This window comes from Vibrio sp. Isolate32, from assembly GCF_022397955.1.
In the GTDB taxonomy this organism is placed as follows: Bacteria; Pseudomonadota; Gammaproteobacteria; order Enterobacterales; family Vibrionaceae; genus Vibrio.
The window spans coordinates 1-23,268 of sequence record NZ_JAKEUQ010000036.1 but is presented as its reverse complement, the minus strand read 5'-3'; the positions used below and the strand labels follow the sequence as shown (position 1 = coordinate 23,268).

The 23,268-nt window shown below is 46.0% G+C and carries 20 protein-coding genes, 3 tRNA genes, 2 rRNA genes and 1 riboswitch; of the genes, 9 read left to right on the top strand and 16 right to left on the bottom strand.

Going from position 1 to position 23,268, the window contains the following annotated elements; genetic code table 11:
• Positions 1 to 3: 3 nt before the first annotated feature.
• From L1D11_RS19910 to ggt, 3 genes are all read left to right on the top strand, one after another.
• Positions 4 to 798: an AraC family transcriptional regulator gene (locus L1D11_RS19910; RefSeq protein ID WP_239832949.1), complete on the top strand. Its 795-nt coding sequence runs from the start codon at positions 4 to 6 to the stop codon at positions 796 to 798.
• Positions 799 to 887: 89 nt separating this feature from the next.
• Entirely contained in the window at positions 888 to 1,550 is a 663-nt protein-coding gene (locus L1D11_RS19905) for a LysE family translocator (RefSeq protein WP_239832946.1), read from the top strand.
• A gap of 91 nt (positions 1,551 to 1,641) precedes the next feature.
• Positions 1,642 to 3,399, top strand: coding sequence for a gamma-glutamyltransferase (gene ggt, locus L1D11_RS19900; protein ID WP_239832945.1), 1,758 nt, complete (start codon positions 1,642 to 1,644; stop codon positions 3,397 to 3,399).
• 748 nt (positions 3,400 to 4,147) lie between these two features.
• Here the strand turns inward: ggt and uvrD are convergent.
• Complete coding sequence (uvrD, locus tag L1D11_RS19895) at positions 4,148 to 6,325, bottom strand: DNA helicase II (RefSeq protein WP_239832944.1); 2,178 nt, start codon at positions 6,323 to 6,325, stop codon at positions 4,148 to 4,150.
• 262 nt (positions 6,326 to 6,587) lie between these two features.
• Here uvrD and L1D11_RS19890 point away from each other — a divergent pair, with 262 nt between their 5' ends.
• The 4 genes from L1D11_RS19890 to L1D11_RS19875 all read left to right on the top strand — a co-directional run bounded on the left by L1D11_RS19890 (position 6,588) and on the right by L1D11_RS19875 (position 9,006).
• The gene (locus tag L1D11_RS19890; RefSeq protein WP_239832943.1) at positions 6,588 to 6,848 is read left to right on the top strand and encodes a DUF2282 domain-containing protein; all 261 of its coding nucleotides are present in this window, start codon (positions 6,588 to 6,590) and stop codon (positions 6,846 to 6,848) included.
• Between the two features lie 79 nt (positions 6,849 to 6,927).
• Positions 6,928 to 7,782, top strand: a complete 855-nt coding sequence (locus tag L1D11_RS19885) for a DUF692 domain-containing protein (RefSeq protein ID WP_239832942.1) — start codon at positions 6,928 to 6,930, stop codon at positions 7,780 to 7,782.
• Entirely contained in the window at positions 7,779 to 8,546 is a 768-nt protein-coding gene (locus tag L1D11_RS19880; protein ID WP_239832941.1) for a DNA-binding domain-containing protein, read from the top strand. The genes L1D11_RS19885 and L1D11_RS19880 overlap by 4 nt, the downstream gene beginning before the upstream one ends.
• Position 8,547: 1 nt before the next feature.
• Positions 8,548 to 9,006 (top strand): DoxX family protein, encoded by a 459-nt coding sequence (locus L1D11_RS19875; RefSeq protein WP_008221525.1) that lies wholly within the window; start codon positions 8,548 to 8,550, stop codon positions 9,004 to 9,006.
• A gap of 70 nt (positions 9,007 to 9,076) precedes the next feature.
• On the opposite strand, the gene L1D11_RS19870 is transcribed toward L1D11_RS19875, so the two are convergent.
• Both L1D11_RS19870 and L1D11_RS19865 read right to left on the bottom strand, forming a co-directional pair.
• Positions 9,077 to 9,358, bottom strand: coding sequence for a hypothetical protein (locus L1D11_RS19870; protein WP_004741210.1), 282 nt, complete (start codon positions 9,356 to 9,358; stop codon positions 9,077 to 9,079).
• A 103-nt stretch (positions 9,359 to 9,461) separates the two neighbouring features.
• Positions 9,462 to 10,661 (bottom strand): multidrug effflux MFS transporter, encoded by a 1,200-nt coding sequence (locus tag L1D11_RS19865; protein WP_239832940.1) that lies wholly within the window; start codon positions 10,659 to 10,661, stop codon positions 9,462 to 9,464.
• Positions 10,662 to 10,762: 101 nt separating this feature from the next.
• Here L1D11_RS19865 and L1D11_RS19860 point away from each other — a divergent pair, with 101 nt between their 5' ends.
• Both L1D11_RS19860 and L1D11_RS19855 read left to right on the top strand, forming a co-directional pair.
• Positions 10,763 to 11,704, top strand: a complete 942-nt coding sequence (locus L1D11_RS19860; RefSeq protein WP_008221529.1) for a LysR substrate-binding domain-containing protein — start codon at positions 10,763 to 10,765, stop codon at positions 11,702 to 11,704.
• A gap of 122 nt (positions 11,705 to 11,826) precedes the next feature.
• Positions 11,827 to 13,617: an aminopeptidase P family protein gene (locus tag L1D11_RS19855; RefSeq protein ID WP_239832939.1), complete on the top strand. Its 1,791-nt coding sequence runs from the start codon at positions 11,827 to 11,829 to the stop codon at positions 13,615 to 13,617.
• A gap of 136 nt (positions 13,618 to 13,753) precedes the next feature.
• Here the strand turns inward: L1D11_RS19855 and thiH are convergent, their stop codons facing one another.
• From thiH to L1D11_RS19790, 13 genes are all read right to left on the bottom strand, one after another.
• Positions 13,754 to 14,866, bottom strand: coding sequence for a 2-iminoacetate synthase ThiH (gene thiH, locus L1D11_RS19850; RefSeq protein ID WP_239832938.1), 1,113 nt, complete (start codon positions 14,864 to 14,866; stop codon positions 13,754 to 13,756).
• Positions 14,867 to 14,873: 7 nt separating this feature from the next.
• Positions 14,874 to 15,638 carry a thiazole synthase gene (locus tag L1D11_RS19845; protein ID WP_239832937.1) on the bottom strand — a complete coding sequence of 255 codons (765 nt, stop codon included), beginning with the start codon at positions 15,636 to 15,638 and terminating at the stop codon, positions 14,874 to 14,876.
• Between the two features lie 2 nt (positions 15,639 to 15,640).
• Positions 15,641 to 15,850 carry a sulfur carrier protein ThiS gene (gene thiS, locus L1D11_RS19840; protein ID WP_008221537.1) on the bottom strand — a complete coding sequence of 70 codons (210 nt, stop codon included), beginning with the start codon at positions 15,848 to 15,850 and terminating at the stop codon, positions 15,641 to 15,643.
• The gene (locus tag L1D11_RS19835; protein ID WP_239832936.1) at positions 15,847 to 16,626 is read right to left on the bottom strand and encodes a HesA/MoeB/ThiF family protein; all 780 of its coding nucleotides are present in this window, start codon (positions 16,624 to 16,626) and stop codon (positions 15,847 to 15,849) included. The genes thiS and L1D11_RS19835 overlap by 4 nt, the downstream gene beginning before the upstream one ends.
• Positions 16,616 to 17,908: a thiamine phosphate synthase gene (locus L1D11_RS19830; protein WP_239832935.1), complete on the bottom strand. Its 1,293-nt coding sequence runs from the start codon at positions 17,906 to 17,908 to the stop codon at positions 16,616 to 16,618. The genes L1D11_RS19835 and L1D11_RS19830 overlap by 11 nt, the downstream gene beginning before the upstream one ends.
• The gene (gene thiC / locus L1D11_RS19825; RefSeq protein WP_239862698.1) at positions 17,908 to 19,857 is read right to left on the bottom strand and encodes a phosphomethylpyrimidine synthase ThiC; all 1,950 of its coding nucleotides are present in this window, start codon (positions 19,855 to 19,857) and stop codon (positions 17,908 to 17,910) included. Before thiC ends, L1D11_RS19830 begins: the two co-directional genes overlap by 1 nt.
• A 128-nt stretch (positions 19,858 to 19,985) precedes the next feature.
• Positions 19,986 to 20,084: riboswitch (TPP riboswitch) on the bottom strand.
• A 62-nt stretch (positions 20,085 to 20,146) separates the two neighbouring features.
• A complete protein-coding gene (crcB, locus tag L1D11_RS19820) occupies positions 20,147 to 20,530 on the bottom strand; it encodes a fluoride efflux transporter CrcB (protein WP_239832933.1) in 384 nt (127 codons plus the stop codon).
• 100 nt (positions 20,531 to 20,630) lie between these two features.
• Positions 20,631 to 22,013 carry a multicopper oxidase family protein gene (locus L1D11_RS19815; RefSeq protein ID WP_239832932.1) on the bottom strand — a complete coding sequence of 461 codons (1,383 nt, stop codon included), beginning with the start codon at positions 22,011 to 22,013 and terminating at the stop codon, positions 20,631 to 20,633.
• A 220-nt stretch (positions 22,014 to 22,233) separates the two neighbouring features.
• A tRNA-Trp gene (locus L1D11_RS19810) sits at positions 22,234 to 22,310 on the bottom strand.
• A 60-nt stretch (positions 22,311 to 22,370) separates the two neighbouring features.
• Positions 22,371 to 22,447 (bottom strand) — tRNA-Asp (locus L1D11_RS19805).
• Positions 22,448 to 22,620: 173 nt separating this feature from the next.
• Positions 22,621 to 22,697 (bottom strand) — tRNA-Asp (locus L1D11_RS19800).
• An 80-nt stretch (positions 22,698 to 22,777) separates the two neighbouring features.
• A 5S ribosomal RNA gene (gene rrf / locus L1D11_RS19795) occupies positions 22,778 to 22,893 on the bottom strand.
• Between the two features lie 155 nt (positions 22,894 to 23,048).
• A 23S ribosomal RNA gene (locus L1D11_RS19790) occupies positions 23,049 to 23,268 on the bottom strand; the annotation flags it as partial.

Here is a 23,268-nt window from a genome sequence, read left to right as displayed (position 1 = left end):
GCCATGGATAAAGTCCACTACTACTCGACATCTAGCCAAGATATCAGCCTGATCCAAGCTCAATACCAAGAGTTTGCCTTTCAGCGCCACTATCACTTGGACTTTCACATCGGCCTAATCACCCAAGGGCAGCAAAAGTTTGTCTATAAAGGGACGAGCTACCACGCGGGCGCCGGACAAGTGGTGATGATGCCCCCCGATGAGCTGCATGATGGTCATTCAAAGCTCGAATCGGGTTACCAAGTAAGTGTATTTTCTGTCTCACCTCAATGGTTTGGCGATCTTGCCGATCACAGCAAAAATGGTCACGCTTTGAGCTTTTCTGAATTGATCCTCTCCGATCAAGCGACTTTTTTACAATTGCGTAACCTTCATGGGCTGCTTATCAATCCAAACATCAGCCAACTCGCCCAAGATTGCCTGCCATTCGAAGGCTTTTCGACGATTGTTGATCGTTACGCGCAGTTTGGATCGAAAACTCAGGTGAAGCTTGGTACTCAATCGGTGAATACACTCAAAGACTATTTAATGGCAAACCTCGACCAACCGGTGCGCTTGGAGCAGCTTTCTGAGCTGTGTGATCTGACGACGACTCAATTTCAGCGTCATTTTAAGAACAAAATGGGCATCACCCCTTATGCATGGTTAAGCCGCTTACGCATGGAGCAAGGCATGCGATTAATTAAATCAGGTGTCGGCGGTACTGAGGTCGCTCATCAAGTGGGTTTCTACGATCAAGCCCATTTTTCAAAGGCATTTAAGACCGCATTTGGTGTTTCTCCATCGAAAATTAACTAAGTGTTGATAATTTACAATTGAGAGAATCGAAATCACGGTAAGCTGCGCTCAACAACTCTCAACAGAACAACCTAGTTATTGGAACAGATATGAATGAAGTCACCATATTAGTCACGCTCGCCTCTATCCACTTTATCGCTTTGATGAGCCCAGGACCTGACTTTGCACTTGTGGTACAAAACGCAACACGCCACGGGCGACAAACTGGCTTATACATTGCTCTCGGCCTTTCTTGCGGGATCTTGCTGCATTCATTGTTAAGCCTGACGGGTATCAGTTACCTAGTCCACCAGCACCCAACTCTTTTTGCGCTCATACAATTGGCTGGCGGCAGCTACTTACTGTATCTCGGCTTTGGTGCGTTAAAAGCAACATGGCAGCTCATTAGCCACCATGAAGAAGAGACAGACACGGTCAATTCCAAAGATCTAATCCTGACCAACAAACGCCAGGCATTTTCGAAAGGCTTTGCGACCAATATTCTCAACCCAAAGGCGTTAGTATTCTTCATCAGTTTGATGTCGAGTTTGGTGCCTGCCGACATGTCTCTATCCGGTAAAGGCTTTGCGCTTATCATCCTATTTGGTCTGTCTCTGTTTTGGTTCTCACTACTGGCGTGGATGCTTTCGACCAAGGCTCTACAAAAGAAACTGAGTGAAGCGACAGTCTATATTGATGGCTTATGTGGTGTTGTGTTCAGCCTAATTGGCGTCAGTATTCTTTGGCAGTCGCTGTCTGGTTTAATCGCTTAAATTCGAATCAAGATTACAATTCGTTAACAACGTACTGGCTATCTTACCTTTCCACTGCCAATCTAGCTCTGCATATTAAAAGGAGAAGATCATGCAGTGGAAAACAAAACTAACAACCCTCGCCACTTCTACCCTACTTTTTGCCTCTCACATCAGTTGGGCAAATCAAGCTGCCGATTCCGTCGCTCCAGAACAAAGTAGTGGTTTAGAAACCAAACAACTCGTTAAAGCCAAAGAATGGATGGTCACTGCGGCCAACCCTCTTGCAACACAAGCAGGTGCTGATGTACTTGCTCGTGGTGGTAACGCCATTGATGCCATGGTTGCCGTACAACTGATGCTTGGCTTAGTGGAGCCTCAATCGTCCGGTATTGGCGGTGGCGCGTTTCTTGTTTATTTTGATGGCAAGGACAAGCAACTTAAAACCTATGATGGCCGTGAAACCGCGCCACTTGATGCCACACCACGTCTATTCCAAGACGAAAACGGACAACCGCTTAAATTCTATGATGCTGTGGTTGGCGGTCGCTCTGTTGCGACACCGGGCACGGTGCAATTGTTGTGGGACACTCACCAGAAATACGGCAAGTTAGAATGGGCATCACTTATTAAGCCCATTGCTCAGCTAGCTGAAGAAGGTTTTACCATCAGCCCACGTTTAGCGACCTTGATTGAAAATGATCAAGAGCGACTGAGCCGTTTTGCCACCACCAAAGCCTACTTCTTCAATGCCGATGGCAGCCCGAAAACAGCTGGTACTCAACTTAAGAACCCAGAATACGCGGCAACGTTAAACGCTATCTCAAAGGATGGCGCTAAGGCTTTCTATCAAGGCGAAGTTTCTGCTGACATCATCAACACTGTACAAACCGCCAAAGGTAACCCGGGTGTATTGGCACAAAAAGACTTCGACGCATACTCAATAAAACAACGCGAACCAATTTGTTCTGCTTATGAGATCTACGATATATGTGGAATGGGGCCACCGAGTTCAGGCGCTTTAACCGTTGGCCAGATTTTAGCGATGACCGAGCAGTTTGACCTCAAATCATGGGGACCAAACGACGCAAAATCTTGGCAAGTGTTAGCGGACGCTTCTCGTTTAGCCTTTGCAGACCGTGGTATGTACATGGCAGATCAAGATTACGTACCAATACCAACCCAAGGGTTAGTGAATACTGACTATTTGCAGGAACGGGCCCAATTAATTACTGCAAGTAAGGCATTAGCAAGTGCGCCATCAGGCACCCCGCCGTGGGATCACGCAATGCTGCGCAGCCAAGATGTATCTATTGAGTTACCGTCCACTAGCCACTTCAATATTGTCGATAGCGAAGGTAATGTCGTATCGATGACCACCACCATTGAGAATGCGTTTGGCTCACGCTTGATGGTCAGAGGCTTCCTACTGAATAACGAACTGACCGACTTCTCGTTCAAGACCCACAACGACGGCAAACCTATCGCAAACCGACTTGAGCCAGGCAAGCGTCCACGCTCTTCAATGGCACCAACTATCATCATGCAAGACGATAAGCCTTACATGGCGATTGGATCTCCGGGTGGTAGCCGTATCATAGGTTATGTAGCACAAGCGATCATTGCTCATACCCAATGGGACATGGATATCCAGCAAGCGATCAACCAACCGCACTTCCTAAACCGCTTCGGCACGCTAGATTTGGAAAAAGGAACATCGGCGGAAAACTTTAAACCTGAGCTCGAAAAGATGGGATTTGAAGTTAACATTCGCGATCTTAACTCAGGTTTACACGCTATTCGCATCACAAAAGATGGTCTAGAAGGTGCAGCAGACCCTCGTCGTGAAGGCGCTGCTATCGGCCAGTAAGGGAAAATACTCCCTTTTTACTCCCTGCCTTGTGCGAGATCTCTCACAAGGCAGTGAGTAAATATCGATATTTAACTGCGAATTTAGGCACCAATATATCGTAACTAATTGAAATAAAACAATACGTATATTTATCGTTCAAATAATTATATGGAAATTCGCTTATCCACCATTGCTGATAAATAAGGAATCGGTAATATGATTGGTGTCGGAAGGATGCTGACACGGAACAGGAAACGCCAAGGACTTGGTTATCTTCAGGATGAAGATTCGATTACTCAGGATGAATAATCGGCATGGATAGCGAAATGGACATTGAATGGACGCAATAGTAACTAGGATGGTTGCTACTAAGGAAAGACAATGGACACCTCTGGATGAGGAAAGGACTGAACATCAGGATGATGTAAAGGACACCGCTCAAGGAACAAGTGACGCGCGCTAACGAGGATTGTTGGCAGATCAGGATAAGATCAAGGACACCGCTAGGAAGGCGACGAAAGGAATACGCTGAAGGATAACAGCACACTATCATGGATTTGATGCATGGAGCACACTTAGTAGCCGGATTGCTGCGAGTAAGACTATAGACCCCGATGAGCGCAAGCTCTCGGGGTTTTTCTTTATTAGTCTACGAATCGCTTATTCATGACAATAAGAGTTCAGTAATCTCTATAACCATACTTACTAGCAATAAAAAGCTGCCCTGAGGCAGCCATTCATAGTTTAAACCTTGTCGCGTTAGCAATTAACCTAGCCTTTCCAAGCGAGCATAGGCTGTCACCAGCCACTTAATCCCTTCACCGTTAAACGCCACTTGTACTCGGCTCTGTGGGCCACTTCCTTCAAAGTTGATGATAGTACCTTCACCAAACTTAGGGTGCTTCACGCGAGAGCCTAAGCTAAAGCCTGTTTCATTGAAGTTCTCTTTGACTGCAGTTTGGCTAAAGCGACCACTGCTCGCAGGGCGACTAACCTGCGCTTTCATGCGAACTTCATCCAAACAAGTTTCTGGCAACTCTCGAATAAAGCGTGATGGTTTGTGGTATTTGTCTTGTCCGTACAAGCGACGCATCTCAGCGTAAGTGATGTACAGTTTCTCCATCGCACGCGTCATACCTACATAACAAAGACGACGCTCTTCTTCTAAACGCCCCGCTTCTTCGGCCGACATCTGGCTTGGGAACATGCCCTCTTCGACACCCACCATGAACACCATTGGGAACTCTAGACCTTTAGCACTGTGTAGAGTCATAAGTTGAACCGCGTCATCAAACTCATCAGCCTGACCTTCACCCGCTTCCAAAGCCGCATGCGTTAAGAATGCTGTTAGCATGCTCATCTCATCGGCTTCTTCAGGCTTCTCGAACTGACGAGTTGCGGTAACCAATTCTTCCAAGTTCTCAATTCGAGCCTTCGACTTCTCACCCTTCTCTTGCTCGTACATCGCAAACAAGCCAGACGATTTAATCACGTGGTCGGTTTGCTCATGCAGACTCAGTTCTATCGTGTCATCTTCAAGCGCATTGATAAGTTCAATAAAGCGGCTCAAAGCACCCGCAGCACGACCTGGTAACACTTGCTCTTCTATCAGAGCAACACTGGCTTCCCACATGGTTGCACCACGATCACGCGCTGCAAGACGAATCGTTTCTAACGTTTTATCACCCAAGCCACGAGTCGGCGTATTAACGACACGTTCGAATGCCGCATCATTGCTGCGGTTACTCATTAAGCGCAGGTAGCTCAAAGCATCTCTGATTTCCTGACGCTCGAAGAATCGCATGCCACCGTAGATTCGGTAAGGCAGGCCACCTTGGATAAGCGCTTCTTCAAGCACACGAGATTGGGCGTTATTACGATAAAGCATCGCGGTATCTTCTAACGCACCACCTTTCTCTTGCCACTCTTTAATCTTACTTACCGTGAAGCGGGCTTCATCAAGCTCGTTGTATGCTGAGTAGACGGAGATTGGCTCACCATCGTTACCATCGGTCCACAACTCTTTACCCATACGCTCAGTGTTGTTTGAGATAAGCTCGTTCGATGCTTGCAAGATGGTTTTGGTTGAACGGTAGTTTTGCTCTAATCGAATCGTTGAAGCGCCCGGGAACTCGTCCAAGAACTTCTGAATATTCTCGATTTTTGCACCACGCCAGCCGTAGATGGATTGGTCATCATCACCAACGATCATCACTCGACAATCAGGGCCCACCATCATACGCAGCCAAGCATATTGGATGTTGTTGGTATCTTGGAATTCGTCGACCAGAATATGCTTAAAGCGAGCTTGGTAGTGCTCACGAATGTGTTTCTTGTCTCGCAGTAGCTCGTGCGACCTCAGCAAAATCTCCGCAAAGTCCACCAATCCAGCACGGTCACACGCTTCTTGATAAGCCGAGTAAATCTTTAACCATGTTTGAGTTACTGGATCATGGTAGGCATCAATGTGGCTCGGGCGCAGGCCTTCATCTTTCTTGCCGTTGATCCACCACGAAGCTTGCTTAGCAGGCCACTGCTTATCATCGAGGTTCTGTGCTTTGATTAAGCGGCGCAATAGACGAATCTGATCATCGGAGTCAATGATCTGGAAATCTTCCGGCAATTTTGCATCTAGGTAGTGAGCACGCAGAATGCGGTGACAAATACCATGAAAGGTACCGTTCCACATGCCTGACGAGCTACCCATCATCAACTCTTCAATACGACCACGCATCTCTGCCGCCGCTTTATTGGTGAAGGTTACTGACATGATAGAGAACGGCGATGCTTGCTCGACGCTCTGTAGCCAAGCGATACGATGCACCAACACTCGCGTTTTACCACTACCAGCACCAGCCAGAATAAGTAGGTTTTCTAAAGGTGCTGCGACCGCCTCACGTTGTTTGTCGTTTAGGCCATCGAGTAAAAGCGAAGGATCTATCATTGGATATGCTCACTACTGGGTATTTATACATAAAAGTTGATTATAACCTAAACACTAGGCTGCGTTTAGAATATTAAGAAGAAAAAATAATCAAAAAATAACATCATCCAATCAAACACTTAACAGTTAACCATCACTAGTTTTGATATTTCTTATAATGCTGTGAAATTATTTTCGGGTTGTTCCTATCCTTTTTAGTAAGCAAGTTAACAACTCATTAACCTGCGATGTGTAAATACTATTAAGTCTAGAGGGAATGACTATGAAAAATTCTAATCTTGCTGTTACAGCTGCAATCACAAGTGTACTAGCGTTTGGCGGTGCCGTTCTTATATCAGCACCTGCGGAAGCAGCAGCGAAAGAAAAATGCTATGGCGTATCAAAAGCTGGCCAAAATGACTGTGCAACTAAAACAAGTTCATGTGCTGGTACAGCAAAAGAAGATAACCAATCTGATGCATTCGTGGTCGTTCCTAAAGGACTATGTGGCAAGTTAACTGGTGGTAGCACTCAATCATCATAATGCCTGAAGGCATAACTGAACCACTAAGTATGGTGAGCTGAATACCAGCTCACCTCCACTACCTATTAGGAGAATCGTTGTGACTCAAACTCTTCACCCCAATGCAGGGGTTGGCCTTAGAACACCGCACTTAGATTTCTTCAACCAGAATTCTGATTTGGTAAGTTGGTTAGAGGTTCACAGCGAAAACTACTTCTTGCCTCATTCTTCACAGCGCCAACAACTCCGAGAGATTCGCAATCATCACCACATAAGCTGTCATGGTGTCGGGTTGTCTCTTGGTTCTGTTGAACGAATCAACCAACAGCACTTACTGCAACTCAAAACACTTATTGATGATATCGAACCCTTCCTGGTTTCTGATCATTTGAGTTGGAGCCAAACTGGCGGTCACTACTTTAATGACCTACTACCTCTGCCTTATACCGAAGAAGCGTTGGATGTCTTCTGCCGTAACGTCATCGAGGTTCAAGACGGTCTGCAACGTCCTATGTTAATTGAGAATCCATCAAGCTACCTTGCCTTCAAGCATTCAACGATTCCAGAATGGGAGTTTTTGGCTGAGGTACAAAAGCGTACCGAGTGTCGCCTACTGCTCGATTTCAATAATATTTTCGTCTCATCGTTTAATCATGGCTTTAGCTGTGAAGAGTATCTCAATGGCATACCAGCAAACCAAGTGGAAGAGATTCACTTGGCAGGTTTTACCAAAAAGAAGCTCGAGCAAGGTGAGATTTGGATAGACACGCACAGCAAACCCGTCTGTGATGAAGTGTGGCAACTTTACACTCAGTGGATAGAGCAACATGGCTCTCGCTATACCTTGATTGAGTGGGATTTAGATATTCCAGAGCCACAAATTCTATTGGCAGAGGCTGCCAAAGCCAGTGAAAAGCTATATCAACATGACAATCAAAGGAGTCGCGCCTCATGAGCTACTCCCTAGCGGATGTTCAATCCGAATTTGCGAATGCACTGCGCTATCAAAATGACGGTGAGCACTGCGACATCGTGAGCGATCATTTTAGCGATCAGCAACGCATCCAAATTTATCGCAATAACTTTGTGATTAGCTTGAGCGAAGTTCTTGCTGCGACTTACCCACTGACTGAGATGTTAGTTGGTGAAGAGTGCTTCCAACAAATGGCGCGTCAACATGTTCTTAGTTACCCATCGACCTCTGGGGATGTCAGTGGTTATGGCGAGCACTTCGAACAAAACATACAAGCCTTTTCTTCGGTTGTAGAGACAGCACCTTATCTTAGTGAAGTGGCACGCTATGAATGGCAAAAGGACAGTTTAGCGAGACACGCGTGTGCAACTCCCCCGAACCAACAGCCTCTCTCCTGTTTAGCTTCCGTGCCACAAGAGCGGCAAGGCGCCTTAGTTTTCCACCTCAAGGATTCGGTAACGCTATTCGATTCTTGCTATGCCGTAATAGCGCTTGAACACGCTATCTACCAACAGCAACTGGAAGGGTTAGACATCAATCGCGCAGAGTTTGGGATACTCATCCGAGCTGAGAATTCACAACTCGAAAGCCACAGCCTAACCGATGAGTGCCACCAACTGCTGATTGAACTTCAATCTGGTAAAGCGCTCGGAAAGGTAACGCCTTCACTACTGCAACATCTGAATGCTGTCATGGCGCTCAACGTCATCTCAGGTTTTTCAATCAATGATGAATTGGAGACATAATATGGATAACAACACAGTCACAAACATGATGGCTCAATACGACAATTTGATTGAGAAATCTCAGGCACTTTTCGTCCCAGTGCTGCTTCTTTTCTGTCGCCTTTGGGTAGCGTGGGTATTCTTCAACTCTGGGCTAACCAAGATAGCCACTTGGGATAGCACCCTCTACTTGTTCGAATTGGAATATCAGGTGCCTCTATTACCATGGGAATTAGCGGCCTATATGGGAACAGCTGCTGAATTAATTCTTCCGGTATTCTTGGCACTTGGTTTGTTAACACGCCCGATGGCCGCCGCTCTTTTTGTTTTCAACATTATTGCTGTCGTCTCTTACCCAGTACTGTGGGATCAAGGGTTCTACGACCACCAACTTTGGGGATTGATGATTCTTATCGTCATCGTATGGGGTGCTGGGCCTTTTTCATTAGATAGAGTTTTGAAGGCGCAATTTAGAGGCTAGCTAAAAGATAGATAACCCCAAACGCAAAAAACCACTCAATTGAGTGGTTTCTTTTTTAACTGGGGTAAGCTTACTTTTCTAGAAAAGCCTGAAGCTCTTCAGCCGAGATGCCTTGCTCTGCTAGCTCTTTTGCTAATAGCTGAACTTGTTCACCTTTACGAGACTCTACCACACGCTGAAATTGGTAGATGATATCTCGCAAAGTATCAATTGGAACTTGTTTTGCCGCACTGCGAATACGCTCTTCACTTTGGTTGCCTAGCTCTTTAAGCAATTTACCAAACATAACCTTTTCAGGTGCATCTTCCATTTGTTCTAAGACGCGCGCCATTTCGTAGGTTGTTAATGACATTACAGTATTTTTCCGTTGGAGACTTACGTTTCAATGAGTGACAAATATACCATGTTTTAACGTTTCGCAAACCGCCATTTGTATATTTTGCCACCCTTATTGCTTATGCCTTTGCAAACGTTGCATGCCACGACTTACCAGACTTGCTCGCCAACACGAATAGCGCAGGAACAATCAGGAACATTTGTAACGCAATCATCTCTTGTGAAGTTAAATCAAGGCGTTGCATGGTGCCGACAAGTAAGCCCGAACCGCTCATTTGGAATAAACCTAATAGCGCTGCTGCTGTACCCGCACGATCACCAAATGGTTCCAACGCTTTACCTGCAGCCGCACCTAGAATCCAAGCAAAGCCAACAGATGATAAGAAGATAGGAAGCATGAATGCGATTGGAGTCACATGCTCTGCTAGCACCAACATAATCACGCCCGCTAAACCTAGCATTGAGATACCAACAACCAGTGCTTTATAGGTACCAAAGCGGTCCATAAATTTAGGAGCCGTAAATGCAGCCGCGATATTAATTGCAGCATTCACTCCGAACCAGAAGGTAAACTCTTTCATAGTTAAGCCAAGGTTCTCCATCAAAACAACCGGTGCTGAGGTTACATAAGCGAGGATCACTGCCATCGCCATCAAACATAGAGTTGCATGGAATAGGAATGAAGGTGTTTTTAATACTGACCAGTAGCGCTCTAGTTTGAACACCGCTACCTTTTCCGTCACCGGGTTCGACTCTTTCATTTGGAAGAATAAGATAGTACCGACAACGACTGCAAAACCCGCCATAAAGCTGAAGTTCGAACGCCAGCCAAATTGATGAGTTAGCCAAGCGCCAAGAATCGGTGCCAATGCAGGAATAAAGCAAATAGCGCCATTTAGGTAGCTGATCATTCGGCCACTCTTCTCTGGACCAAATAGATCGCGAACCGTTGCAAAGGCTGCCACAGAAGTCGCACAAGCTCCTAAGCCTTGTAACAGCCGAGCTATTAGCATCATATCAATCGATTGAGCTGCCCACGCCAAGCAAGCACTCAATGCATAGATACTAACACCTCCCAATGCAACGGTTCGACGTCCTAGCTTGTCCGCCAAAGGGCCGGCAAATAGCTGGCCGACACCCATAGCAAACAAAAACCAAGTGATCGTATCTTGTGCTAGTGCATGTTCCACGTGAAACGCTGTCGAAATCTGTGGCAGAGCTGGAAGGTAGATATCAATAGCCAAAGGGCTAAAAAGAACCAGCATTGCCAATAAAGCAACCTGCAGTTTACTAGGGGTTGGAAGCGCGTTAGAAGGCACAAGATTCTCCGGATGAGTTAATTTAGGTGCATAATAACCAACTAAAGATATGAACAAAAATGGCATATAATCATTAGCATTATTCCAATAAGGAAACTCACATGAATATCGAGAAACTATCGCGCCTCGACCTTAATCTACTGGTTTGCTTGCAGGTGCTAATGGAAGAGCTAAGTGTTACGCGTACTGCGCATCGATTGTGCCTAAGCCAGTCAGCAGTGAGTAAGTCATTGGCCAAACTTCGCGAGCAATTTAATGATCCTCTTTTCACGCGAAGTGCACATGGCCTACGCCCAACCCCCAAAGCAGTATTCCTAAAACCACGGTTGGAAACACTGATCAATCAACTTGATGTGCTTACCCAGCCTGAGACATTCATTCCCAACAATAGTGACCACAGTTTTCATATTGCAGCAGTTGAAAGTGTCTACCCGTTGATTCTTCCTCACTTCTTACCAGCGATCTTTCGCCAAGCGCCGAAGGTAAATATCAACACCCACGCTTGGACAGAACAAACTTTTAAGAAGTTACAACTTGGTGAGTTGGATATCGGCCTTACAGGCAAAGACATCGACATCAACGATGCACGCCTGACCATGCTGCCACCAGATGATATCTGCGAACAAGAGATCTACCGCGACGCGCAGATGTGCGTATTGAGGCGCAACCACCCCGCTTTAAGTGGTCAATGGGATCTAGAAACCTATCTGGCACAGCGCCATGTTCAAGTAAGGTGTGATGGTAATGATCGTTGGCTACTCGACTACAAGTTGGCAGACCTCGGTCATCAACGCGACATCGCTATCTCAGTGCCCGACTTCAACAGCGCGGCGAGCCTATGTACCTACACCGACTTTGTATTTACCGCACCAAGCCACTTCACCCATCTTGTTGCGAAACAGCTCGACTTAGTGGTTGTGCCTCTGCCAATGGAATTTCCACCAATGGCATACACTCTGTTTTGGCACCGTGATAGAGAAAACGACCCAGCCTTAACTTGGTTGCGAGATATCATCAAAGAAAAAACTCTGCACCTCAGATAAAAATGGCGTACAGCATTTGCAGCAAACGAACAAAAGCGCTAGCTTATTGACCTAATAAGTCCCCTCACAGGTATATCGGCTGTGAGTGTTAACAAGGACCCGAACAATAAGGATAAACACAGATGCACAATATCACTGAGGAACGCGTTACTGCGGTTCGAGCTTGGCTTGAAGCAAACCACCTAGATGCTGTTATCATTCCACACGAAGATGAATACCTAGGTGAATACGTTCCTGCCCATAACGAGCGACTTCACTGGCTAACCGGTTTCACTGGTTCTGCAGGTGCGGCTGTTATCACACGTGAAAACGCGGCGATTTTTGTTGATGGTCGCTATACCGTTCAGGTTCGTAAACAAGTACCTGGTGAGCTATTTGAGTATCGCCACCTTATTGAAGAACCAGCTTTAGATTGGATCATCAATTCACTAGCGCAAGGCAGTAAAGTTGCGTTTGACCCACGCATGCACACAGCCGCTTGGTTGAAAGGCGCACAAGCTAAACTGGCTGATAAAGTAGAACTTACCACATTAACAGCAAACCCGATTGATGAGCTTTGGTCTGATCGCCCAGAGCCTGTTGTATCTGACGTTCGCCTCATGGCAACTGACGCCGTTGGCCAATCAAGTGAAAGCAAACGCGCTGAAATTGCAGGCCTACTAAAATCCAAAGGTGCTGATGCCGCTATCCTTACTGAACTGGATTCAATCTGCTGGTTACTCAACATTCGTGGTTTAGACGTGTCTCGCCTGCCAGTCGTGTTATCTAACGCCATCATTCACGCCGATGAAAGTGTCGATTTCTTCTTAGACCCAGCTCGTATCCCTGCAGGCTTCGAAGCACACGTTGGTAATGGTATCCGTGTTTCTCACCCATCAGAGCTTGAAGCTCGCCTTCAATCTTTAGAGGGTAAGAATGTGTCAGTTGATTCAGGCACAAGCAATGCTTGGTACACGCTTGTTCTACAAAACGCTGGTGCCCATATCATTGAAGCCGCTGACCCATGCCTAATGCCAAAAGCCGCTAAGAACGAAACTGAAATTGCGGGCATGAAAGCATGTCACATCCGTGATGGCGTGGCGATGGCAAAATTCCTATCTTGGATTGATGCAGAAGTCGCGCAAGGTAACCTGCATAACGAAGCGGTATTAGCTGACAAAGTACAGTCATTCCGTGAGCAAGATCCAACTCTGATGGACCTCAGTTTTGACACAATTTCAGCGGCAGGTGGAAACGCAGCCATGTGTCACTACAACCATGAGAACCAGCCTGAGCCGGGTCAGCTAGAAATGAATACGCTATACCTAGTCGATTCAGGCGGTCAGTACTTAGATGGCACAACAGACATCACACGTACTATCGCAATTGGCCAGCCAAGCGAAGAGATGATTCAACAGTTCACTCTTGCACTTAAGGGTCACATCGGAATTGCTCGCGCACGCTTCCCACAAGGTACTCGTGGTTTCCAACTGGATATCCTAGCGCGTCAGCACTTATGGGCGGAAGGCTTCGACTATGACCACGGTACTGGTCACGGTGTTGGCCACTTCCTAAGTGTTCATGAAGGTCCGCAAAGTATCTCTAAAAAGCTGATCGACGTTCCTCTTGTTGAAGGCATGGTGTTATCAAATGAGCCGGGTTACTACCGTGCCGATGAGTTTGGTATCCGCATCGAAAACTTAGAGCTGGTTGTTGAGCTTCCAACTCAAGGTGACTTCTCAGTGCTAACGTTTGAATCGCTAACACGTTGCCCTATCGATAAGCGCAACATCAACGTCGATCTACTGACACGTCCGGAACTTGCATGGCTAAACGATTACCATCAAAAAGTATGGAATGATGTAAGCCCACTAGTTGAAGGTGATACGTTAGAGTGGCTACGCCGAGCAACAACGCCACTAGCTCACGCTTAGTGCCTAACTGGATAGATAACTTAGCCAAACCATTTTAGCTAAGTTAGATATAAAAACGGCTACCTTTAGGTAGCCGTTTTTATATGTCGATATCACATCACTGATGTTTCACGTGGAACATCAGCCAATGTACAAATTAACCAGAGTAAGCGCTGTGCCAATCTCGCCACACCGGATCGAAGCCACGTTGACGAATCATGGCTTCAACATCAGCAGCACTTCTCTCATCACTTATCTCAAATTGCTCGAGCTCTTCCTCACCAGAGGCATAGCCACCAGGTTGCGTTTTTGATGCCGCTGACATGCTAGTGATACCCAACGGCAGCACATTATCGCGGAACGTTGCTGACTCACGAGTCGAAAGAGACAACTCAACCTCTGGGTTTAATAGTCGATAAGCACAGATGAGTTGCACCAATTGTTTATCACTCATAATCGATTTAGGTTGCAAACCACCCTCACAAGGACGAAGACGTGGGAATGAAATCGAGTAGCGCGTTTGCCAATACGTTCGCTCTAAGTAATCCAGGTGAGCAGCCACGAAGAAGCAGTCCGTTCGCCAATCTTCTAAGCCAATCAAAGCACCGATACCTATCTTATCAATACCCGCCTTTGCCAAACGATCGGGCGTTTCAAGCCGGTATTCAAAATCCATTTTGTTACCACGCAAGTGGTGTTCAGCGTAGGTGCTTGGACTATACGTTTCTTGGTAGACCATCACGGCGTCTAAGCCTAGTGTTTTAAGCTCGGCGTAGTCATCTTGATCAAGCGGCTGTACTTCCATCGCGAGGTAATTAAATTGCGCTTTGATATTCGGCAACACCTCACGAAAGTATTTCATACCAACTTTTGTTTCGTGTTCGCCGGTAACCAACAACACGCTATCGAACTTCATCTTTTTAATGGCCGCACTCTCAGCATCAATTTCATCTAAAGTTAATGTGCGACGCTTGATGCGGTTCTCCATAGAAAAACCACAATACGTACACGCATTCGCGCATAAGTTAGATAGATACAAAGGAATATACAACGACATCGTGTTGCCAAATCGCTTACGTGTTAACGCCAACGATTGTTGTGCCATCTGCTCTAAGTAAGGTTCTGCCACCGGAGAGATCAAAGCCTTAAAATCTTCTAAGTCTCGTTTGGGTTTACACAGAGCACGTTCAACATCCGCTGCCGTTTTACTGAAGATCGACATACCAATGTCATCCCAGTTGAGCTGTTTAAATCGATCAACAAACGTCATAGTAATACTACTCGTCTAGGAATGAAGTTAACGGACTAGAAGCAACCGCATGAGACACCTGTCCTGCGAGACCAGCAAGATAAGCCATACGCCCCGCTTCAACTGCCAACTTAAAAGCAATCGCCATTTCAACTGGTTGTTGAGAAGCAGCAATCGCGGTATTCACTAACACAGCATCAGCACCCATTTCCATTGCACGCGCCGCATGTGAGGGAGCACCAATGCCAGCATCAACAATCACAGGAACATTCGCTTGGTCGATAATGATCTCTAAGAAGTCGGCTGAAGCGATTCCCTTATTAGAACCAATCGGTGCACCAAGCGGCATCACAGCAGCACAACCTACCTGCTCTAGGCGCTTACACAATACAGGGTCGGCATGACAGTAAGGCAAGACAACAAAGCCATCTTTGACGAGTTGCTCAGCTGCGTTAAGTGTCTCGATTGGGTCTGGCATCAAATATTTTGGATCCGGGTGAATCTCAAGTTTTAGCCAGTTAGTACCGAGCGCTTCACGAGCCAAGTGTGCGGCAAAAATCGCATCCTTCGCGTTCTTCGCACCAGAGGTATTCGGAAGTAGATTAACGCCGGCATCAATGATGGGCTGTAAAATATCGTCTTGCTCAGAACCAATATCGACTCTCTTTAGCGCCATGGTTGCCAGTTGCGAACCGGAAGCCTCGATAGCACGCGCCATCAAATGCTTGTTTGCGAACTTGCCGGTTCCAGTGAACAGACGTGATTGAAACGTTTTATCCGCGATGGTTAACATGGTTAGCCCCCTGCAATAGCTTGGAAAAGAGAGATGGAATCGCCTTCATTGACAATGGTTTGTTGCCATTGGCTGCGTGGTACAACCGCATTATTGATAGCAAACACACATCCTAAATCAGGTAGCGAAAGCGAATGAATAATATCTGCAAGAGAAGATGATTGCGCGACCTGCTCTGGTTGCTCATTTATTGAAATAGTTATGTTGCTCATAGTGCTTCTTCTAAATTATTGGTCACTGGCGAATTGCATACAGGACATTCGATATCTTGCATGACCATTAGGTTTTGCCAGTTCATAGTCTTACCGTCGAACAGCTTGAGCTGATGTGTCGCCACTTGAAACTCGCCACTGCTAATGCGCTGAATAGCAGCAAGAGCTTGAAGGTTTCCAATAGTCCCCACTACAGGCCCAATGATGCCACTATCGCTACAACGCGTTATTTGTGGATAGTGGTCAAACGGGAAAAGGCAGTGGTAACACCCCTGCTGGTTTTGATAATCGAAGACAATAAACTGACCTTTCCAACCAATTGCGGAGCCTGATATCAATGGTGTGTTAGCCTCGAAACACGCTTGGTTAACTTGTTGGCGTGTCGTAAAGTTGTCGGTACAGTCCAACACGACATCAGCTAGCATCACTTCAAGCTTTAACTGGCTTTCTGCCATTCGCTTGTTGATGTTCCTAACTTGGCTTCTACCATTACGCTCACTCAGCTTTAGTTTCAATGCATCGACTTTAGCAGTGCCAAGATCGCTTTCTTTAAATGCAATCTGTCGTTGAAGATTAGACGAGTCGATACAATCATCATCAACCAGCACTATTTTGCCGACGCCAGACGCCGCCAGATAAAGAGCCGCAGCATTACCCAAACCACCACAACCAATCACTAACACATGTCCGTTTAGTAGATTTCGTTGTCCTTGTTCACCGATTTCAGGTAATGCGATTTGGCGTTGATAGCGTACAAATTCAAAGTCACTCAGCATGGCTCAACTCCTGACTAACCTCTTCAGTAAAGGTTGAAGAGTTGCCATTCATAAGAGCTTCGAAAAACTCAATAACCGCTTTTGGATCTTCCGCCAACGTAATTGCACGCACTACCGCTAGGCTAGAGACACCACAATTCCATACCTGCTCCGCCGTCGATTGGTCAATCCCACCAATAGCTACGGTCGGATAGCCGACAAGTTCTTCACTGTATGGAATGGTATCAATTAGCTGCTGGTAAAGAGCTAAACGCACTAGACCCTGCGGCTTCGATGGCATCTTTTTCGTGGTAGTTGGGAATATATGCCCTAACGCGATGTAACTTGGGTTAATTTGAACGATGCGTAACAACTCATAGTAGCCATGTGTCGATAGACCTATCTTGATGCCTGCTTTGCTCAACTGTGAAAGGTTCGACTCTTCAATGTCCTCTTGTCCCAAGTGCGCACCAAAAGCGCCATGCTTGAGTGCAAGTTGCCAATAATCATTGATAAAAACTTGAGCCTTGTATTGTCTGCCGAGTGCGATAGAACGTGCGACTTGATGCTCCAAATCCGCTTGCTGAGGATTCTTAATTCGCAGTTGCACCGTATTGATTCCAAGCTTAAGGAGCCTTTCAATCCAATCAACGTCATCAACAACTGGGTATAAGCCGAGGCTATTTTTGCTCAACTCAGGGAAGGAAAGTAATGTCCCTTGGTTAGTCCAACCAACGCTTATACCTAGTCGTTCATCTTCTAGTACAGGGATAGGAAAATTTTGATAGTGTGCTGGCCATGTTCCACGTGAAACATTCGATGCAGCGCGAGCTAAAACCAACGCGTCTTCCAATGGAAATTCCAACGCCAATAAAGTAAGTAACCAAGCAAAATGGCCACGACTATCAAATTTTTGATGAGCTGTAGTTTCACTCTTGATAACACGATTAACATCTAAGTGTGACCAGATATCTAATACGGCAGCACCATCGGCAACCTCAACATATATCGTATTAGGCTGTTGTGCTAAAGCATCACGAACATCTGAAACCGATAACGACTCGTCATAGCTTACGATGTGATCAAGCGAGCTTAGCCGCTCCGGTTGAACTGAAACGGCATCGGAAGCAAAGCCAATAGAAAGTGAGTGCTGAGAGTCAACGATAGAGAAGTATTGAGTTGGGCTGACACCCAACTCAACTGCATCAGTTGCTAAACCTTGTCGTTTAGCAACCAATAGACAGTGTTGAACCTCTCCCGTTAACTCAATATATTGAGATGGGATCAGAATTTTCACTGTCATTAATCCTCTAATTGAGCTTCTTTTGCACCAACGGCTAGGTGATAAAGTTCAGAGCCAGTATCACGGAACTCTTGTGATTTTTGACGCATCCCTTCCAACGGGTTGTCTAGCATCTTAATCTCGATAGCCTGATCCGCTGCTACTTGTTCGGTGTCTTTCGCGTACTCTCTCACTTCCTGAGAAATCTTCATCGAGCAGAACTTAGGTCCACACATAGAACAGAAATGCGCAACCTTACCTGATTCTTGTGGCAAGGTTTCATCATGGAAAGAGCGGGCTGTATCTGGGTCTAATGCTAGGTTAAATTGGTCTTCCCAACGGAATTCAAAGCGCGCTTTAGAAAGCGCATTGTCACGGATTTGTGCGCCTGGATGCCCTTTTGCCAAATCAGCAGCGTGTGCCGCCAGCTTGTAAGTAATCAAGCCAGTCTTAACATCCTCTTTGTTTGGCAAACCTAAATGCTCTTTAGGCGTTACATAACAAAGCATCGCACAGCCGTACCAACCGATCATCGCTGCACCGATACCCGAGGTAATATGGTCATAACCAGGGGCAATGTCTGTAGTCAGCGGGCCTAATGTATAGAAAGGTGCTTCATGGCAATGCTCTAATTGCTCATCCATGTTCTCTTTGATCATGTGCATTGGAACGTGCCCAGGACCTTCGATTATCACCTGTACGTCATATTCCCACGCCACTTTCGTCAACTCACCTAAGGTACGAAGTTCAGCAAACTGAGCCTCGTCATTGGCATCAGCAATAGAGCCAGGACGCAGGCCATCACCTAATGAAAGTGCTACATCGTACTTCGCACAGATCTCACAAATCTCGCGGAAATGGGTGTATAAGAAGCTTTCTTGATGATGACCAAGACACCATTTCGCAATGATAGAACCACCACGAGAGACAATGCCGGTAACACGCTTAGCTGTCATAGGAACATAGCGAAGAAGTAAGCCAGCATGAATCGTAAAGTAGTCGACGCCCTGCTCTGCTTGCTCGATTAAGGTGTCACGCATCACTTCCCAGTTAAGGTCTTCAGCCACACCATTCACTTTCTCAAGTGCTTGGTACATAGGAACAGTACCAATTGGCACTGGACTATTACGTAGAATCCACTCTCGTGTTTCGTGAATATTTCGACCAGTCGACAAGTCCATCACCGTGTCGCCACCCCAGCGCGTTGACCAAACCAACTTCTCAACTTCCTCTTCAATCGAAGAACTTACCGAAGAGTTACCAATATTAGCGTTTACCTTCACAAGGAAATTACGGCCAATAATCATCGGCTCTGATTCTGGATGGTTGATGTTTGAAGGGATAATAGCTCGACCTTCAGCAACCTCTTTACGCACGAACTCAGGGGTAATTTCTTTCGGTAGGTTTGCGCCAAAGTTATGGCCAGGGTGTTGGTGGTTCAGTTGCTCATCTGCAAACTTCTGACGCCCCATATTCTCGCGAATAGCAATGTATTCCATCTCAGGGGTAATAATCCCCTTACGAGCATAGTGCAACTGAGTCACACATTGCTCGCCAGTCGCACGACGAATTCTAGGTAGGTTTCCGTAGCGAAGCTCGTCTAAGGTTTCGTCTTCTAGGCGCTCTTTGGTGTAAACAGAGCTAACATCATCTAATAGCTCTGTATCACCACGCTCTTCGATCCACTGTTCTCTTAGCTTTGGAAGGCCGTTATAAAGGTCTATCTCGTGCGTTGGGTCGGTATAAACACCGGAGGTGTCATAGACATGAATCGGTGCATTCGGTTCAAATACAGGCTCTTTTTTGGTACCACCAACAAGGCTATCAGCGAGTGATATCTCTCGTACAGGGACTTGAATGTCCTCTCGAGAGCCTTGGATGTAAGCTTTCTTTGAATTTGGATAAGGTTGTACTGATAAAGAATCGATGAAATTCTTCGCTTCCAGTCTTGCTTGTTTACGACTCGACATAGCATTTTTCCTTGGCTTTTAGCCATTATTTATTGGGATAAAAATGCTTGACGGATTGATGCTACAAGAGGGATCACGGTAAGAAATACAGTTGTGATCTGGTGATAGATCTCTAGAGGGATTCTAGTTAGATATCTACTCTTGTTCCCTTCGCAGGTATTAGCCTGATCAGGTTCAACGGATCCCGAGTTAACGGTCTCAGCCATATGGCACTCCGACAAGTTCGATCGAGTATATAAAAACGGCTTGGATAAACCAAGCCGAGTTGTTAACAAATCGTAAGAAAGTTTTAAGACTTTATCAAAAGTTGGAAGCCGATCCATGCTGCTGAAGTACTGAGAACCACGTTGAGTAGCACATTGAGCCCCATCTTAAAGAAAGCGCCCTGCTGCATAAGAAGCACGTTATCCATCGAAAATGTAGAGAACGTAGTCAAAGCTCCAAGGAAACCGAGGCCAATGATCTGTCTCCATGGTTCAGTCGCAACCATCTCATTTTCAAATGCGGCGATCAGTAGACCCATAATAAAGGAGCCGATCACGTTAACAGTCAGCGTACCGTAAGGAAAACCACGCCCTAACATCACCACACATAACTCTGAAATCAAATAGCGCGAACAAGCACCAAATGCACCACCAATGGCAATAAAACCTAAAATAGATAACTGACCCATGAATCCTCCCAAATAACAGTCCCTATATTCTAGCTTTACCGCCGATAAAAGCGAGGGTAGAAACTAAGAATGCATGCGCAAATATTAAACGTTACAGGTGTCACTTAACTTCAATATATCCCATCAATCCCGTTTTCGTGTGTTCGATTACATGACAGTGGTACATCCAACGCCCTGGGTTGTCTGCAACAAACGCAGCTTTCGCTCGGCCATTTTTCCCTAGTAATACAGTATCGGTATGGAAAGGCTCTTCTATTTTTTTGCCATCAAGTTCCAATACAGTGAATGTATGACCATGAATATGAATTGGGTGGTGGTATTGAGTGACGTTCTTTAGATCGAATATATAAGTTTTGCCTAACTCTAAAGTCGCCAACGGCTCAGGAATATTGTCTTTGCTCATTCCCTCCCACGCGCGCTTGTTAGTGAGCCAAAACTTAGACATTGACTTCCCATCTTTAGATACCGGTGATACCGCCCCTTCCCACTCAAACACAAAATCGATTTCTTCTGCGTTGGCGAGATCTAAGTTAGGCACTGGATTAAGAGGCAATAAAGGAAGTGTTTGGCCTTCTATTAGCGTGGAATCTACAACCTCAAATTCACATAAGGAAAAAGGAAAACGTCCTTTCATTTGAAGGACATTCACTCGCTCCCCCGCCTTGGGAGCAATCAACCCAAGATCGACACGCATACCCGGGCCAATTTTATGTTGAGTCAGCTTATAAGGTGTCTTTACAGGGTTACCATCAATAGCAATGGCCCATGCTTCAGCCCCTTCAATAGCAATCGGATAGGTAATCGTGTTATCAACATTCGCGATACACAGCCTAGTCGTTGCGTGCTGCTTCAATTGATAGATGGGTTCATGTACGCCATTGATGCTACGCCACTCTCCTGGCGTGCCCATACGAGCGCTGAGGCGAGGAATCATTAAGTCTTTCAACTGACCTTGTTTGTCGATATGCCAATGTTTAAGCATCAGAGCATGCTCTTCATCGAACTGAACTGGCGCGCTCTCTTCAACAATAATAAGGCCGACCAAGCCCATACCCAGTTTTTTAACGCTGTTCATGTGTGGGTGATACCAGAAAGTACCCGCATCTGGTTGCGTAAACTCATAGACAAACGTTTCACCGGGTATAATAGGAGGCTGACTTAAGAAAGGAACCCCGTCCATTTCGATTGGAATTCTCAGTCCATGCCAATGAATTGTCGTCGGTTCTGAAAGCTTGTTGGTAAATCGGATCGTTACCTTTTCACCTTGTCGACAGCGAATAATCGGCGCTGGAATCTCTCCATTAAAAGCCAACACATTAGTATTAAACCCCGCTACCAACTCAGCAGTTGAGGGCTCAGCAGTTAAGTCATAAACATACCTTCCTTGATCATCAACAGACCGCTTCATCGAGCAAGCAGGCAGTACAGTTAGTGCAGATATAGCGAGAGATGATTGAATAAACTTACGACGGGAAATATCCATATTTGTTGCCTTTTAGTAATAACGACCAAAATGCAACAAAGTATTGAGAATAATTCTCATAAAGAAATAAAGTTTGTGCCATGGCTATTAATAAAAAAGGTTGAGATAAGTAAGTACTTACATTATTTCATCAGAATTAGCAGAGCAAGGGAAGGATTGACTGAAATCTGGACCGGAACAAAGCAAAAAGGCTCTAGCATTTCTGCTAGAGCCTTGAATATGGCAGGGGTGGAGAGATTCGAACTCCCAACACGCGGATTTGGAATCCGCTGCTCTGCCAATTGGAGCTACACCCCTAAAACTTTTTATTACTTCATATTCGAAAAAACCTCGCACTAGGCGAGGTATTCGAATAAGTGGCGGAGTGGACGGGACTCGAACCCGCGACCCCCGGCGTGACAGGCCGGTATTCTAACCAACTGAACTACCACTCCGCAGTGGACTACTTGTCGTCGCTGACAAGTCGTTCATTACACTTTTTGTCTTCACTTTTGAAAAGTGAAAATAAATAGAAGCCTGGCGATGTCCTACTCTCACATGGGGAAGCCCCACACTACCATCGGCGCTATTGTGTTTCACTTCTGAGTTCGGCATGGAATNGAATAAGTGGCGGAGTGGACGGGACTCGAACCCGCGACCCCCGGCGTGACAGGCCGGTATTCTAACCAACTGAACTACCACTCCGCAGTGGACTACTTGTCGTCGCTGACAAGTCGTTCATTACACTTTTTGTCTTCACTTTTGAAAAGTGAAAATAAATAGAAGCCTGGCGATGTCCTACTCTCACATGGGGAAGCCCCACACTACCATCGGCGCTATTGTGTTTCACTTCTGAGTTCGGCATGGAATCAGGTGGGTCCACAATGCTATGKTCGCCAAGCAAAATTTTGCTTTTACTTCCAGTTTTAAACACTGAAGGTAAATAATCTGGAAAGCTGTTTCTTGTTCTTTAAACTCATTCAAGTGTTCTTGTTTGCCTCTGCTTTTTAAAGCAGAAACAACAGTTTTGAGTCCACAAAACCCCTTGGGTGTTGTATGGTTAAGCCTCACGGGCAATTAGTACAGGTTAGCTCAATGCCTCGCAGCACTTACACACCCTGCCTATCAACGTCGTAGTCTACGACAACCCTTTAGGACGCTTATAGCGCCAGGGAAAACTCATCTCAGGGCTCGCTTCCCGCTTAGATGCTTTCAGCGGTTATCGATTCCGAACTTAGCTACCGGGCAATGCCATTGGCATGACAACCCGAACACC

Excerpts from the sequence above, each read along its gene's own strand:
- L1D11_RS19910 (WP_239832949.1), top strand. The coding sequence starts at position 4 with ATGGATAAAGTCCACTACTACTCGACATCTAGCCAAGATATCAGCCTG.
- L1D11_RS19905 (WP_239832946.1), top strand. The coding sequence starts at position 888 with ATGAATGAAGTCACCATATTAGTCACGCTCGCCTCTATCCACTTTATC.
- ggt (WP_239832945.1), top strand. The coding sequence starts at position 1,642 with ATGCAGTGGAAAACAAAACTAACAACCCTCGCCACTTCTACCCTACTT.
- uvrD (WP_239832944.1), bottom strand. The coding sequence starts at position 6,325 with ATGATAGATCCTTCGCTTTTACTCGATGGCCTAAACGACAAACAACGT.
- L1D11_RS19890 (WP_239832943.1), top strand. The coding sequence starts at position 6,588 with ATGAAAAATTCTAATCTTGCTGTTACAGCTGCAATCACAAGTGTACTA.
- L1D11_RS19880 (WP_239832941.1), top strand. The coding sequence starts at position 7,779 with ATGAGCTACTCCCTAGCGGATGTTCAATCCGAATTTGCGAATGCACTG.
- L1D11_RS19875 (WP_008221525.1), top strand. The coding sequence starts at position 8,548 with ATGGATAACAACACAGTCACAAACATGATGGCTCAATACGACAATTTG.
- L1D11_RS19870 (WP_004741210.1), bottom strand. The coding sequence starts at position 9,358 with ATGTCATTAACAACCTACGAAATGGCGCGCGTCTTAGAACAAATGGAA.
- L1D11_RS19860 (WP_008221529.1), top strand. The coding sequence starts at position 10,763 with ATGAATATCGAGAAACTATCGCGCCTCGACCTTAATCTACTGGTTTGC.
- L1D11_RS19855 (WP_239832939.1), top strand. The coding sequence starts at position 11,827 with ATGCACAATATCACTGAGGAACGCGTTACTGCGGTTCGAGCTTGGCTT.
- thiH (WP_239832938.1), bottom strand. The coding sequence starts at position 14,866 with ATGACGTTTGTTGATCGATTTAAACAGCTCAACTGGGATGACATTGGT.
- L1D11_RS19845 (WP_239832937.1), bottom strand. The coding sequence starts at position 15,638 with ATGTTAACCATCGCGGATAAAACGTTTCAATCACGTCTGTTCACTGGA.
- thiS (WP_008221537.1), bottom strand. The coding sequence starts at position 15,850 with ATGAGCAACATAACTATTTCAATAAATGAGCAACCAGAGCAGGTCGCG.
- L1D11_RS19835 (WP_239832936.1), bottom strand. The coding sequence starts at position 16,626 with ATGCTGAGTGACTTTGAATTTGTACGCTATCAACGCCAAATCGCATTA.
- L1D11_RS19830 (WP_239832935.1), bottom strand. The coding sequence starts at position 17,908 with ATGACAGTGAAAATTCTGATCCCATCTCAATATATTGAGTTAACGGGA.
- thiC (WP_239862698.1), bottom strand. The coding sequence starts at position 19,857 with ATGTCGAGTCGTAAACAAGCAAGACTGGAAGCGAAGAATTTCATCGAT.
- crcB (WP_239832933.1), bottom strand. The coding sequence starts at position 20,530 with ATGGGTCAGTTATCTATTTTAGGTTTTATTGCCATTGGTGGTGCATTT.
- L1D11_RS19815 (WP_239832932.1), bottom strand. The coding sequence starts at position 22,013 with ATGGATATTTCCCGTCGTAAGTTTATTCAATCATCTCTCGCTATATCT.